The following is a 14,389-nucleotide window of genomic DNA, read 5'->3' on the forward strand; positions in this document are numbered from 1 at the left end:
CTCATCGAGGTCAAGGGCGGTTCCGGCGAGGGCTTCAGCTGGACGCACGACATGCCTGAGGGATTCGAGCTCGTGGAGTACAACATCCGGTCAGTGCAGATAAAGGGCGACCCCACCCAGGCAGTGGCGGGCGAGCATCATGTTACGCTGACAGCTACCGACAAGTGCGGCGATCACGGCAACGCTTCTCTCTCTTTCAAGGTCATAGTCCAGAGCTCGATCGAATCGATCATAGGGCCGAATGTTCCGTTGTCCGATCTCAGCTGCACTCTTCCGCTCACGATAAAGATCGTGAAGAACGGCGAGTGGAACGTGGATCAGATCGAGAACAACACCATATCCCCTGAGCTCGGCTCAAAGGGCCATGTCATCGAGTTCAAGGCCTTCAGGGGCGACAGGCCCGCGAGGGACGTGGAATGGACCTGGAATAGCGAGGTCAAGGACAGCGCGCATTGCATAGACACCGTGGCGTACGGCTACGGCGTCCACACAAATGAAAATGTCGTTGAATTCATCAATAACGGCGTCGATGGCAACGCGTACTCATTTCATTACACTTTCGTGACAGGCACCACGAGGGCGCATCCATACGAGTGCAACAACCCAGGAGTCGGCACAGCGGTCCTCGACGAGATCCCGGGGGTCCGCTACCCGAAGATGACTGTCAACGATACGTGGAGACCTGTGAAGCAGAATCTCGACGGCGTGCTCAGGCTCACCGGCGACTTTGCCTACAGCGGCCCCTTGCCTGTGCACAAGCTGCGCACCAAGGGCCAGGACGACCTCTCCAAGCTGCCCAGGGAAGACCTCACCGTCACAGCGGTCGACTCGTGTATCAAGGACGGCTCTGCTTCGCAGCAGCCTGCGAAGCTGAAGGCTAAATTCAAACTGGCTTATCCGGACGAATCGCTGAGCAAGATGCTCGTATATGTTTATTACTCGGACGCCAAAGATTTTGACGGGAGCGGCATTGTGTCGATCCACTTTCAGAACAGCTTCAGGGCTTATGACGACGAGGACGAGGGGTATTTCCTCTTCTATCAAGAGAATTCGGCTGCTACGGTGAAGTGGGGCGTTTCCTACTCAGATCCGGATAAAGCATCCGATCCTGACAGGCACGATGCGCCCAAATACCAGGACGCCTGCAAGGGGTACGAATGCGCCCTGACACCGAAGCATGCGAAAGTGAACGACGATTCGACTCAGGTCGACGGGGTGTTCAGCGCAACCGAGATCATCCTCTATATGCTCGAGGGCGGAGGCACCTGCCATGACACCTCTTCGCATTCCTGCGACGATTGGAGCAACTGGGTCTGGCCCGATTTCAACTTGCGACGCATAACTTTCAGTTCTCACTACTGGGAGGCGGACTTCGACGATTCGAAAGAAAACGTCTTCAATAAGAATTACGACTCAAACGACGATTTTTGCATATCGAAGTGGACCGAGGAAGACGGAAAGTTCAAGTCAGGCATGTCAAAGCCCAGCGTGCGGTGCGACGGCGACGACTGCGTGAAGGCGAGCGTATTCCACCGCAGGGCCTTTCCTCATTACGAGTGATCCGCATTGAGCTTATGCACTCAAGGGCGCCCATCGGGCGCCCTTTGTTTGACCAGTAACTATCAGCTTGTTTCTGGTAGTTTGCAGACTGTTGCAAAGACCTGCGCGCCATGACATCATGCGCGCCATGGTCAGAAAGCTGAAAAAGAAGGCTAAGGTTAAGGCTGAGGCTAAGGTTAAGGCCCGGCCTAAGCCTAAGCCTAAACCTAAACCCAAACCTCAGCCAAAGAAAATTTCATCAAATTTCAACGCGATGCCGGTCAGGCAGATCGCGGCGGCCGTAAGCAGACACCTTTCGCAGGCGGGCTACGACCCGGTGCTCACGGGCCGCGCCTGCGCTGCAGCCTACATAGGGGCCAGGATTAAACCCAAGACCCTGGACTTCGTGCTCACCGAGTACGAGGTGCCGGAGCTCGCGGAGGCCATGCGCACGATCGGCTTTATGCGCAGCGGACTCTACAACTACGTGAGCCGCCGCTCCCCTGTGGACGTGGTCTTCTCGCCGCCGCCGCTGGCCGTGGGCGACCACCTGGTAAAGGAGACCGCCGTCATGAAGGCGAAGGGCGGCTCGATAAGGCTGCTCACCCCCACCGACTGCTGCCGCCAGAGGCTCTCCATGTACTACCGCTGGGGGGACCGGGAGGCGTTCGACGACGCGGTGGAGCTTGCGCTATGCCACGAGATCGACATGGACCTGGTGAAGAGGTGGTCCGACTGGGAATGGTGCTCGGACCGATTCGAGGAATTTCATAGGGAGATCAAAAAAAGGAGCTGACCATGGAAAACGTGCTCAAGTACATCAAGGACAACGAGAAGAACCACCTGGAGCAGATGCTCGACTGCGTGAGGATGGAGACCATATCGGCGCTGCCCGAGAAGGAGCCGGAGATCCGCAGGTGCGGGCAGTGGCTGGTCGAAAAGCTCAAGTCGATCGGGATGGAGAACGCCTCGCTCAAGGAGACCGGCGGATTCCCCGCGGTCTACGCCGACTGGCTCCACGCGGGCAGCGACAAGCCCACGATCATGGTCTACGGCCACTACGACGTGCAGCCTGTGGACCCCGTGGAGAAGTGGTCGAACCCGCCGTTTCAGCCCACGATAAAGGACGGATGGGTGTACGCGCGCGGCACCAGCGACGACAAGACCCAGCTCATGACCCACGTCTTCGCCCTGGAGGCGATCATGAAGGCGGAGGGCAGGCTCCCGGTCAACATCAAGGTCTTCTTTGAGAGCGAGGAGGAGGGGGGCACCGGCAGCACGCACAAGTTCGTCCAGGACAACCACAAGCTGCTGGCGTGCGACGCGGTCTCGATCTCGGACACGGCATGGCACACGCCGGAGCTGCCCACGATAATCTACGCCCTGCGCGGGATCGCCTACTTCGAGGTCAAGGTCCGCGGCCCCAACCGCGACCTGCACTCCGGCGTCTTCGGCGGAAAGGTGCAGAACCCGCTCACCGCCATGGCGCGCATAATCGCGAAGCTCCACGACGACGACGGCCGCATCGCGATCCCCGGGATCTACGACGACGTGCTGGCCCTCTCCGACGCGGAGAAGAAGGACTTCGCGCGCGTGAGCGAGCCCGACTCCGTGCTCATGAAGGACCTGGGCGTGTCCGCACTTTTCGGCGAGAAGGGGTTCACGACCACGGAGCGCAACTGGGCGAGGCCGGCCCTCGACGTCAACGGCATCTGGGGCGGGTACATGGCGGAGGGGTCCAAGACCGTCATCGCCTCGGAGGGCGGCTTCAAGATCAGCATGAGGCTGGTCGCCAACCAGAAGATAGAGCGCGTGCGCAAGCAGCTCTCCGACTACATCGCGAAGATCTGCCCCCCGGGCGCGACCGCGGAGGTCACCTTCATGCACGGCGGTGAGCCGGTCATGGTCCCGATCGACAACCCGTTCATCAAGTGCGCGCAGGACGCGGTCGAGAAGGCGTTCGGCAAGAGGCCGGCGCTCGTGCGCGAGGGCGCGTCGATACCCATCACCGCCGCGTTCCTGGCCGAGCTCAAGGCGCCGTCCATCCTCATGGGCTTCGGCCTCGTGGAGGATAACATCCACTCGCCCAACGAGAAGTTCAAGCTCGAGAACTTCCACAAGGGCATCGTGGCGTGCGCGCACTTCTACGAGTTGGCCGCAACCGCACGGAAATAACGAGGTGAGTACCCCTTTTTCTTGCCTTCCTCGCTCAAAATGGCTAGGTTGTGCCTCAATTTCTGCTGTTTTCGGCCGATTTTTATGCGAGAGTGGCGGAAGTGGTCCTGATGCGACATGATTTTTTTGGATGCGAGGGTGGCGGAATTGTCCCGGCACCGCATGATTTTTTTGAGAAAAAAATCATCTTGCGGTGCCGAGGATCCTCGGTCCGGCCGATGTTTTTTCTTTTTGAAAAAACATGCCGGACCGGGAGCATACGCGCTTCGATCATAAGATGAGTTTTGAGCCGCGGTGGCGGAATTGGCATACGCGTCAGACTTAGGATCTGATGCCGTAAGGCTTGTGGGTTCGAATCCCACCCGCGGCACAAAACATTCAGTACCGGAGGGGGTTCTGATGACGGAGCATACAGAGAAGAAGCAGCAGGTGGAGATCATCGATTCCATCCGCAGGGGGCTGGTTATCCATGTCCCTGCCGCTGCGGTGGAAAAGGCCTTCGACGCGGCCATGGAAAAGGTGAAGCAGGAGGCGAAGCTGCCCGGCTTCCGCAAGGGCAAGCTCCCGGACAGCGTCGTCATGCAGAGGTTCGGCCGCGAGGTCGAGGCCGAGGCGATGCAGGGGGCGATACGCGAGAGCTACCCGACAGCGCTGAGGGAATCGGGGATCGTGCCGCTCTCCGACCCGCGCGTGGAGCCCAGGGGCAAATTCGAGAGGGGCAAGCCCTTTGAGTACAAGGCGGTGCTCGAGGTCTATCCGGACGTGAAGGTGAAGAAGTACGGGGGCCTCGAACTCACCAGGGAGAAGGTGGAGGTGACCGACGCGGACGTGGAGGCGGAGCTTGCGGCGCTCCAGCGGCAGATGACGCAGCTGGAGCCCATTCCCTCCGGAGAGATCGGGTCGGGGATGGTTGCGATGATCGATTTCAAGGGCACCGCCGGCGGCAAGGAGTTCCATGGGAGCCAGGCGGAGAACTACGTGGTCGACTTCGGCTCCGGCCACCTGCTCGAGCAGTTCGAGGCCGAGATATCGGGAATGAAGGCGGGCGAGGAGCGCGACATCGCGTTCCACTACCCGACCGACTTCTTCAGGCGCGAGATCGCCGGCACGAAGGGCGAGTTCAAGGTGAAGGTCAAGGAGGTCAGGCGCAAGGTGGTGCCGGAGCTCGACGACAGCTTCGCAAAGGAGCTGGGCGACTACAAGACCCTGGACGACGTCCGCGCGGAGATCAGGAGGCGGATAGCGGAGTACCGCGAGTCCGTGGCGCAGTCGGCGCTCCGGGAGCAGGCGGTGCGCTCGATCATCGCCGGGCACCAGGACCTGGAGGTCCCGACGGCCCTCATCGACGCGGAGCTCGGCAACATGATCGAGCAGATGAAGCGCAACGCCCAGGCGCGGGGGCAGAAGTTCGACGCGTCCAAGATAGACTCGCAGGATTTCGTGAAGCGCAACGTCAAGGAGGCCACCGACCGGGCGCGCGGCTATATGCTCGTGAGGCATATCTCGGAGGAGGAGAAGATAGAGGTGTCGGATAACGAGATGGAGGAGAGGATCAACCGCATGGCTCAGGACTCGCGCAACCAGCCTGCGAAGATAAAGGAATATCTTAATAAAAACAAAATGATGGAAAGCCTGCGCTCCCAGGTCCTTTTCGAGAAAACCCTTGATTTCGTGGTGAGCAAGGCTAAGGTCAAGGTGGAGAAGCCGAAAAAAGAGAAAAAGTAGTCGATTTTTGAAGATTTACTCAAAAAAAGAGGCCCTATGATCAAAAATGAACTTATTCCAATGGTAATCGAGCAGACCCAGCGGGGGGAGAGGGCCTATGACATATATTCCCGCCTCCTCAAGGACCGCATAGTCTTCATAGGGTCGCCCATCACCGACGACATCGCCAACGTCATCATAGCGCAGCTGCTCTTCCTCGAGTCGGAGGACCCGGACAAGGACGTCCACCTCTACATCAACTCGCCGGGCGGCAGCGTGACCTCGGGGCTCGCGATCTACGACACCATGCAGTACGTGCGGCCGGAGGTCTCCACGCTGTGCATGGGACAGGCGGCCAGCATGGGCGCGCTCCTGCTCGCGGCAGGGGCCAAGGGCAAGCGGTTCGCCCTGCCCAACTCCAGGATCATGATCCACCAGCCCATGGGAGGGTTCCAGGGCCAGGCCTCGGACATCGCGATCCACGCCAAGGAGATCCTGCGCGTGCGCGAGGACGTGAACAGGATACTCGCCAGGCACACGGGCAAGGAGGTCAAGAAGGTCGAGGCCGACACCGACCGCGACTATTTCATGACCTGCGGCGAGGCGCGCGACTACGGCGTCATCGACGAGATAGTCACCTACAGGCCCGTCAAGATCGAGGCATCAAAGGAGAAGAGATGACAAAGCCCACCATAGACGACCCGTCGAGCCTCAGCTGCTCGTTCTGCGGCAAAAGCCAGCGCGAGGTGAGAAAGCTCATCGCCGGCCCCACGGTCTACATCTGCGACGAGTGCATCGAGCTGTGCAACGACATCATAGCCGAGGAGAACGTGCGCACCCGCACCGGCGAGCGCATCGGCGTGCCGAGGCCCGCGGAGATAAAGAGCGCGCTCGACGATTACGTCATAGGCCAGGAGCACGCGAAGAAGGTGCTTTCGGTCGCGGTGCACAACCACTACAAGCGCATCGAGTCCCGGGTTCGAAAGCAGTCCGACGAAGTGGAGATACAGAAGTCCAACATCATGCTCATCGGGCCGACCGGGACGGGCAAGACCCTGCTCGCCCAGACGCTGGCGAGGCTCCTCAAGGTCCCGTTCGCCATCGCGGACGCCACCACCCTCACCGAGGCCGGCTACGTGGGCGAGGACGTGGAGAACATCATCCTCTACCTGCTGCAGTCCGCCGACTTCGACCGCGCGCGCGCCGAGCGGGGCATCGTCTACATAGACGAGATAGACAAGATCAGCCGCAAGTCGGAGAACCCCTCGATCACCCGCGACGTCTCGGGCGAGGGGGTGCAGCAGGCCCTTCTCAAGATCATGGAGGGGACGGTGGCGAGCGTCCCTCCCAAGGGCGGCCGCAAGCACCCGCAGCAGGAGTTCATACCGGTCGACACCTCCGACATCCTCTTCATCTGCGGCGGCACGTTCGTGGGCCTCGAGGACATAGTCGAACGCAGGATAGGCCAGAAGAAGATGGGCTTCGGCGCCGAGATCAAGGGAAAGACCGACAAGCGGATCGGCGAGCTGCTGCGAGACATCCAGGTAGAGGACCTCATCAAGTACGGCATGATACCGGAGTTCCTGGGCCGCGTGCCGGTGATAGCGTCCCTCGACGAGCTGGACGAGGCCTCGCTGGTCCGGGTGCTCACCGAGCCCAGGAACGCGCTCACCAAGCAGTACCAGAGGCTCTTCGAGATGGAGAAGGTGAAGCTCGAGTTCGGCAAGAACGCGCTCGAGGCCATCGCCGGGGAGGCGGTCCGCCGCAAGTCGGGCGCGAGGGGCCTTCGGGCGATAATCGAGTCTGTGATGCTCGAGATAATGTACGACATACCGTCGAAGGAGAACGTCCGCGAGGTCCACGTCGACGCCGACGTCATCCTCAGGAAAAAGCCGCCTCTCGTCGTCTACGACAGCGAGAAAAAGGCAGAAGGAGCCTAAGATGACCGACGAGATGCATCAGAACTACGGCGCGGGCGAGCGCGCGCTGGTGCCGCTGCTCCCGCTGCGCGACATCGTGGTGTTCCCGCACATGGTGGTCCCGCTCTTCGTGGGCAGGGAGAAGTCCATCGCCGCGCTCGAGGAGGCGATGAACAAGGAGAAGGACATACTCCTGTCCGCGCAGATCAACCCCAAGACAAACGACCCCAGGCCCGAGGACATATTCAAGATCGGGACGCTGGCCTCCATCATACAGCTGCTCAGGCTGCCCGACGGGACCGTCAAGGTGCTGGTCGAGGGCAAGCGCCGCGCCAGGATCGCCCAGTACGTCACCAACCCCAACTTCTTCCTCGTGGAGGCGGAGCCGCTGCTCGAGGGCGGCGACGTGAGCGTCGAGGTCGAGGCGATGATGAGGGGCGTGAAGTCCACCTTCGAGCAGTACGTCAAACTCAACAAGCGCATACCCCCCGAGATGCTCGCGTCGGTCTCCACGATAGACGACCCGTCGCGCCTCGCCGACACCATCGTCGCGCACCTCACCCTCAAGCTGCCGGACAAGCAGAGCATACTGGAGATAGTCTCCGCAGGGGAGAGGCTCGAGAAGCTCATGAGCCTCATGCAGTCGGAGATCGAGATACTGCAGGTCGAGCGCAGGATACGCTCGCGCGTGAAGAAGCAGATGGAGAAGACGCAGCGCGAGTACTACCTCAACGAGCAGATGCAGGCGATCCAGAAGGAGCTCGGGGAGCGCGACGACTTCAAGAACGAGATCCAGGAGCTCGAGGAGAAGGCGAAGAAGAAGAAGCTCTCGACCGAGGCGGCGGAGAGGCTCCAGAAGGAGATCAAGAAGCTCAAGATGATGAGCCCCATGTCCGCCGAGGCCACGGTCGTGCGCAACTACATCGACTGGATGCTGGCGCTCCCCTGGAACGAGCCCACCAAGGACAAGCTCGACATAAAGGACGCGGAGAAGATCCTCAACGAGGACCACTACGGCCTCGAGCAGCCCAAGGAGCGCATACTCGAGTACCTGGCGGTCCGCTCCCTCGTCGAGAAGATGAAGGGCCCGATACTGTGCTTCGTGGGCCCCCCCGGCGTGGGAAAGACCTCGCTCGGCCGCTCGATCGCCCGCTCCATGGGCCGCAAGTTCATCCGCGTGAGCCTCGGAGGCGTGCGCGACGAGGCGGAGATCCGCGGGCACCGCAGGACCTACATCGGCGCGCTGCCGGGCAAGGTGCTGCAGAGCATGAAGAAGGCCGGCTCGTCCAACCCGGTGTTTCTGCTCGACGAGGTGGACAAGATGAGCATGGATTTTCGCGGCGACCCGTCGGCCGCGCTGCTGGAGGTGCTGGACCCGGAGCAGAACAGCACCTTCAACGACCACTACATGGACCTCGACTTCGACCTCTCCAACGTCATGTTCATCACCACCGCCAACACCCTGCCCGCGATCCCGGCCCCGCTCCAGGACCGCATGGAGATAATCAGGATACCGGGCTACACCGAGCTCGAGAAGCTCAAGATCGCACAGCTATATCTCATCCGCAAGCAGCGCGAGGCCAACGGCCTCACCGAGAAGAACATCAACTTCACCGAGGCGGCGCTCAAGCTCATCATCCGCCGCTACACGAAGGAAGCCGGCGTTCGCAACCTCGAGCGCGAGATCGCCTCGGTCTGCCGCAAGGTGGCGCGCGACGTCGCCAGGTCCGGCAACCGCGACAAGAGGATCAACATCACGCCCAAGAAGATACAGCAGCTCCTGGGCGTGCCCAAGTTCCACTTCGGGCTCGCGGAGGAGGTCGACCAGGTCGGGATCGCGACCGGCCTCGCCTGGACCGAGTACGGCGGCGAGCTGCTCACCACCGAGGTCTCGGTCATGCCCGGCAAGGGCAAGATGATCGTGACCGGCAAGCTGGGCGATGTGATGCAGGAGTCGGCGCAGGCGGCGATGAGCTACGTCCGCTCGCGCGCGGAGGGGCTGGGCCTCGGCCGCGAGTTCTACAGCAAGCTCGACATACACATCCATCTGCCCGAGGGCGCCATCCCCAAGGACGGCCCGAGCGCTGGGATAACCATGGCCACCGCGATCTCCTCGGCGCTGCTCAAGATCCCCTCGCGCAAGGACGTGGCGATGACGGGCGAGATCACGCTCCGCGGCCGCGTGCTGCCGATAGGCGGGCTCAAGGAGAAGATACTGGCCGCGCACCGGGGCAAGATAAAGACGGTGCTCATCCCCAAGGAGAACGAGAAGGACCTCAAGGAGATCCCCGCCAAGATCCAGAGGGAGATAGAGATCGTGCTCGTGGACCACATGGACGAGGTCCTCAAGCTCGCCCTGAGGCTCGAGGACCCGAACAGCCTGTTCAGGAGGGGCGGGGCGGTGAAGGGGATGCTCAAGCCCAGGCAGAACTCTCAGGCGCAGCCGGGCGCCAACTGATCGGAACAGGCACATGGACAGGCGGCTCATCGTAAATGCCGACGACTTCGGCATGACCGTCGACGTGAGCCGCGGCATAATCGCCGCGGCCCGCGGAGGGGTCGTGCGCTCGACCAGCGCCATGGCGAGCTGCCCCGACTTCTCGCGCTCGATGGAGGAGCTGGAGGGCTCGGGCCTCTCCCTGGACGTGGGGCTGCACGCAAACCTCACGTGGGGGAGGCCGATCTCCGAGCCCTCCGAGATACCCACGCTGGTGGACGGTCGAGGCTGTTTTCTCACCAGGTCGAAGCTGCTGGCGAAGGCGCTCGTGCGCGCGATCTCGCCCGAGGAGGCGTACCGGGAGATGTGGGCGCAGGCGGCAAAACTCGCCTCGCGCAGGGAGCGCATAACTCACCTGGACGGGCACCACCACGTCCACGCATTTCCGGAGGTCGCGATGGCGGCCGAGAGGGTGGCTCGCGAGTTCGGCATCCCCTACGTGCGCGCGCCGAGGGAGGGCCTCTGGTCCCCCTGGCGGAGGGCGATGCTCAAGCGCTTTGCGATCTTCATGCTCGCCGCCTCAGGCCCCGGGTACTGGAGATCCAGGGGGTTTCTGAGCTCGGACAACTTCGGCGGGTTCTCTCTCGGCGCGGGCCCCGGGCTCAGGCAGAGGTGGATCGACGCGGTGAGGATGCTCCCCGAGGGCGTGTGCGAGATCATGGCGCATCCGGGCTATTTCGCGGGAGGGCTCGACTCATACGGCGCCGGCCGCGAGGAAGAGGTGACGGTGCTCGCGGACCCTGAATTGATCGGTGCGCTGAACGAGGCAGGGGTGAAACTCGTGAGCCCCGCATCGGGGCGCTCGGCGCCGGACGCCTGAGCGGGCATTCGCCTGCCACCATCAATATCTTTTTCTGTAGAGATCGGCCCCGGCGACGTTGTCTTCGATCTCGTATCCGGACTCAAGCAGCGCCTTCAGCATGGGGTAGTTCGAGACCGGATAGTGCTCCGCATCGTGGAGCTTTGCGGGAGAGGTGTCGATGATGTAGGCTGGCCTGTTCTTCTCCATGTCGGCGCTCCAGTCCCGCCATTCCCTGACGATCGCAGGGTCGGAGAGGTCGATCGCCGCTACCTTTCCCGGACGCGAGTGTCTCCCCGTCAGCCTGTCGGACCACTGATAGCGGTAGGAGGGGAGCCTGTCGCTGAAGTAGTAGATGCACGGGGCGTATCCCCACGCAAAGATCCTTTCAGCCGGAGAGGTCCGATTTGCCACCTCCATCGCTATCGGGAGGTAGTCGGAAGGGTTGTCCTCCCCGGTCGCCCCGTTGACCTTCTCGATCATGTAGCGCGGGACCGCAAGCCCGATCGTGATCACAGCGATTGAAGCGACAGCAGCCGCTTTGCAGGCCAGGCCCCTTCGCGATCCGGACCACTCCGCAAAGGAGAGGCGAATCTCCATGCCGGCCAGCGCGGCCAGCGGCGGCAGCCACAGCAGGAAATAGTGGCCGTAGAGCCGCCATCCGGTAACGACAGCGACGGTCGTGACGCAGAGCCAGCCGAGGAGGAATATCTCCCCGGGCATTCGCAAGAGCGACCGGCGCAGCCGGATCGCCCTCTTCACAGCGAAGAACCACAGAGGCGACGAGGCTGCGACGAAGGAGCCGAGCCTCACTGCTATGCGCGTCGCGAGTCCTGCGAGCTCGCTGCCCTTCGCTATATAGCTCATGCTCCCGCCGAGGGTCGCGTCGGCGAACGCGGGGAGAGAGCCCTGCGAATAGAGGTAAGCGATCATGAGGGCGAAGGGCCATGCTGCGCCGGCGGAGAACGAGGCGATCCCCGCGAGCGTTCCCCTCGCCCTGGAAGAGAACCCGCCGGGCGGCATTGCGATCAGGGCGGCGGGGATGTAGAGGGCCATTATTCCTGCCTGGTACTTGAAGCAGCAGGCGATGCCGACCATCGTGCCTGCGAGGAAGAGATTTGCGATCGGCCTCGATCTCCAGGCGCGCATGAGCGCAATGGCGCTCATCGCAAGCGGCAGGTTGATTATGGTCTCGATGTTGGTGGAGATCACTTTCGGGATGTAATTCGCCGAGAAGACGACGTACAGGAGCCCGGCGGCGAGTCCGGCTCTTCTTCCGGCGAGCGGCTCAACGAGCTTGAGCACAGCCATGCCCGTGGCCGCCACCCACGCGATCGTGAACGCATGAACCCAGACGAGGGAGCCGTTGTCCCCGATCCTGAATATCGCGGCCATCATCGCCATGATGCCCAGGGGCTTGTTGTCCGCGAAGTCGATGTAGGGGACGCCGCCCGCGAGCCACGCGCGAGCTGCCACGGCCCATATGGCCTCGTCCACGTCCAGGACGTGGATCCACAGCGAAGGGAGCCTGGTGAGGAGCGCGGCTGCCGCGAGCATGGCCGCGGCCTTCCACATCCGGATTTCTCCCTGCCGAGAGAGGTTTTCCATTGTGTGAGGATCCCGGTTTGCTACCTCAGCGCGGTCCTTAGCCTGAGCCTCATGAGGTCGAGAGCCATCTTTATCGGCCCGTTGAAGAGGCCCACCTTGCTCCCTGCGTGGTCTGTCCACGTCACCGGCTCCTCGCCTATGCGCAGCCCTGCCCTCTTCGCCAGATGCAGGAGCTCCACGTCGAAGATGAATCCGTCCTCGCGCGCGTGCGGCAATATGAGACCCAGCGCCCTGCGGCTGAACATCTTGAAGCCGCACTGCGTGTCGCTGAAAGGGAGCCAGAACAGCATCGAGGTGTAGAGCCTGAATGCGGTCGAGGCGAAGCGGCGGTACGGCCCCTGAGGCACCGGCAGGACCGAGGCCGGCAGATAGCGCGACGATATCACCATGTCGTAACCCTGGCGCATGACATCCATGAACCGGTTCACCGCCTCCAGCGAGATGGGGCCGTCCGCGTCCATGAAGAGGACGCATTCGCCCCTCGCAGCGGCGAGGCCGCGTCGCACGGTGTAGCCTTTGCCGCGGTTCCTTTTGTTTTTGAGGACCGCAAGGCCTGGGATGCCGGAGGCCATCGCAACGGCTGCGGTGTCGTCGCGGCTGCCGTCGTCCACGACTATGATCTCGGCGTCGATCTTCGCAGCCTCGAGATAGTCCCTCAGCGCGGCCATCGCCGGGCCTATCCTGGACTCCTCGTTGTAGGCCGGGATCACTACTGTGAGCGCTGGTGCGATAGAAATACCCTCCCTCGATCTGATAAGAAGAAGGCAATAAATACAGATATCCGCACCTTTGTCAAATTTCAAATAGATATCAGGGTGTTAGAAAGCTCAGCACGTGAGGTGCAGGGCGGCCACGGTCGTAGACGCGTCATCGAGCCCGTTGTACTCGACCACCGCCTCGGGGGTGGGCACCTCGATCAGCTCTATGCCCTGGCTCGCGCAGAAGGAGCGGACTTCTTCCTTCACGCTGCAGAGGCCGGAGGCGCCGGTGCCGATGATGAGCCGCTCCGGGGCCGGGTCGAGCGCATGGGCCAGGTCGAAGAGGGAGACGTCGTGCCCCTTCGCGCGCCACCAGTCCGGCAGCACCCCGGCGGGCGTGATGATCACGTCGTCAACGTACTCCTTCCCGTCGATCACGATCTTCCCGAATCCGTATGAATCGATGTGCATATCAGGCACTCTATCGCAGTCGCTCGTTCTGGGCAACAGCTCATCAGACGAAGCGGGACGGGGCACTCTTCTCGCTACGCTCGTCGCCTCAGGCGCCGGCTCCTCGCTGGGCCACGTCGGCCGGATCATGCAGGCTACGGCACCCGGCCTCCGTGAGCCCCGCTGCGAAGAGTGGCCCGTCCCGCCCCGTCAAATCGATACCGTGTTGCCTCCGGATGGCCCCGTTCCGAAACGGACAACCTCGACAAGGGGTGCAGAGTCCCGCTTGCTCTGCGGAGCTCCTTGTAATGCCCTGCTGGATGTGATCAGATGCCGGGCATGGCTGTCGGCATCGTCAGGTCCTGTGCCCTCTTCCCGCTCCGCGCGGTGGTCTTCGCGATCGGGTTCGTGGATTATTATTTCGAGCGCGCCGCGGACTGGATCGTGGGCGCAAGGGCTGCGACCGAGTACGTCCGCGAGGGCAGCTGCGTGCGCTGCGGCCGATGCTGTTCTCTGCTCGGCATCGAGATGCCGGCATGGGCGGTGAAGAGGGACTGGCTGGTGAGGCTGCTCGTGGCATGGCACGACTCGGCGCTCAACTTCGAGTTCCAGGGCAGGGCGGAGGGCATGCTCGCCTATCGCTGCCGGTACTACAGGGACGGCGAGGGGGGCACGCCCGGCGGGTGCTCCATCTACCCGTTCCGCCACCGGCTCTGCCGTTTCTTCCCCCGCCAGCGCCTCTACGGCTCCCTGCCGCTCCACGATCAATGTGGCTTCAGGTTCGTGAAGAGAAAAGTCATAGAGCAGCGCAGGCAGCGCATCCACGACGGCAAGCCCCTCTTCGACGACATCATGCATCCTGGCATCAGGTCGTAAATTGCGTGGCTTCGGGTGGCGGCGGATCGGTGGGCATAATAAATGAAATTCCAAATCCCAAGCACCAATTACCAAATAAGCACCAATTACCAGGCACCAAATTCCAAACAAAACCATTTGATCA

The 14,389-nt window shown here is 62.1% G+C and carries 11 protein-coding genes, 1 tRNA gene and 1 pseudogene; 10 read left to right on the forward strand and 3 right to left on the reverse strand.

Annotation, left to right across the window (positions count from 1 at the left end; genetic code table 11):
* The 9 genes and pseudogenes from JXA24_01730 to JXA24_01770 form a co-directional block, all read left to right on the forward strand.
* Positions 1 to 1,560, forward strand: a 1,560-nt coding sequence (locus JXA24_01730) for a hypothetical protein (GenBank protein MBN1282477.1), incomplete at its 5' end; no start/stop codon positions are given.
* A gap of 127 nt (positions 1,561 to 1,687) precedes the next feature.
* Complete coding sequence (locus JXA24_01735; GenBank protein MBN1282478.1) at positions 1,688 to 2,335, forward strand: hypothetical protein; 648 nt, start codon at positions 1,688 to 1,690, stop codon at positions 2,333 to 2,335.
* Positions 2,332 to 3,714, forward strand: a pseudogene (locus JXA24_01740) (dipeptidase). The gene JXA24_01735 and the pseudogene JXA24_01740 overlap by 4 nt, the downstream one beginning before the upstream one ends.
* A 288-nt stretch (positions 3,715 to 4,002) precedes the next feature.
* A tRNA-Leu gene (locus JXA24_01745) sits at positions 4,003 to 4,084 on the forward strand.
* A 29-nt stretch (positions 4,085 to 4,113) separates the two neighbouring features.
* Entirely contained in the window at positions 4,114 to 5,439 is a 1,326-nt protein-coding gene (gene tig / locus JXA24_01750; GenBank protein MBN1282479.1) for a trigger factor, read from the forward strand.
* 36 nt (positions 5,440 to 5,475) lie between these two features.
* Positions 5,476 to 6,099, forward strand: a complete 624-nt coding sequence (gene clpP / locus JXA24_01755) for an ATP-dependent Clp endopeptidase proteolytic subunit ClpP (protein ID MBN1282480.1) — start codon at positions 5,476 to 5,478, stop codon at positions 6,097 to 6,099.
* Positions 6,096 to 7,358 carry an ATP-dependent Clp protease ATP-binding subunit ClpX gene (gene clpX / locus JXA24_01760; GenBank protein MBN1282481.1) on the forward strand — a complete coding sequence of 421 codons (1,263 nt, stop codon included), beginning with the start codon at positions 6,096 to 6,098 and terminating at the stop codon, positions 7,356 to 7,358. The genes clpP and clpX overlap by 4 nt, the downstream gene beginning before the upstream one ends.
* Before the next feature lies 1 nt (position 7,359).
* Positions 7,360 to 9,795 (forward strand): endopeptidase La, encoded by a 2,436-nt coding sequence (gene lon, locus JXA24_01765; GenBank protein ID MBN1282482.1) that lies wholly within the window; start codon positions 7,360 to 7,362, stop codon positions 9,793 to 9,795.
* Positions 9,796 to 9,808: 13 nt separating this feature from the next.
* Positions 9,809 to 10,654, forward strand: coding sequence for a ChbG/HpnK family deacetylase (locus JXA24_01770; GenBank protein MBN1282483.1), 846 nt, complete (start codon positions 9,809 to 9,811; stop codon positions 10,652 to 10,654).
* Positions 10,655 to 10,675: 21 nt separating this feature from the next.
* Here the strand turns inward: JXA24_01770 and JXA24_01775 are convergent, their stop codons facing one another.
* From JXA24_01775 to JXA24_01785, 3 genes are all read right to left on the reverse strand, one after another.
* On the reverse strand, positions 10,676 to 12,208 hold the full coding sequence (locus JXA24_01775) for a glycosyltransferase family 39 protein (GenBank protein ID MBN1282484.1): 1,533 nt from the start codon (positions 12,206 to 12,208) through the stop codon (positions 10,676 to 10,678).
* 53 nt (positions 12,209 to 12,261) lie between these two features.
* Entirely contained in the window at positions 12,262 to 12,951 is a 690-nt protein-coding gene (locus JXA24_01780) for a glycosyltransferase family 2 protein (GenBank protein ID MBN1282485.1), read from the reverse strand.
* 117 nt (positions 12,952 to 13,068) lie between these two features.
* Positions 13,069 to 13,410 carry a hypothetical protein gene (locus JXA24_01785; protein MBN1282486.1) on the reverse strand — a complete coding sequence of 114 codons (342 nt, stop codon included), beginning with the start codon at positions 13,408 to 13,410 and terminating at the stop codon, positions 13,069 to 13,071.
* 309 nt (positions 13,411 to 13,719) lie between these two features.
* Here JXA24_01785 and JXA24_01790 point away from each other — a divergent pair, with 309 nt between their 5' ends.
* Positions 13,720 to 14,265, forward strand: a complete 546-nt coding sequence (locus tag JXA24_01790; protein MBN1282487.1) for a YkgJ family cysteine cluster protein — start codon at positions 13,720 to 13,722, stop codon at positions 14,263 to 14,265.
* Positions 14,266 to 14,389 lie beyond the last annotated feature (124 nt).

Source organism: Pseudomonadota bacterium, from assembly GCA_016927275.1.
Taxonomy (GTDB): domain Bacteria; phylum UBA10199; class UBA10199; order 2-02-FULL-44-16; family JAAZCA01; genus JAFGMW01.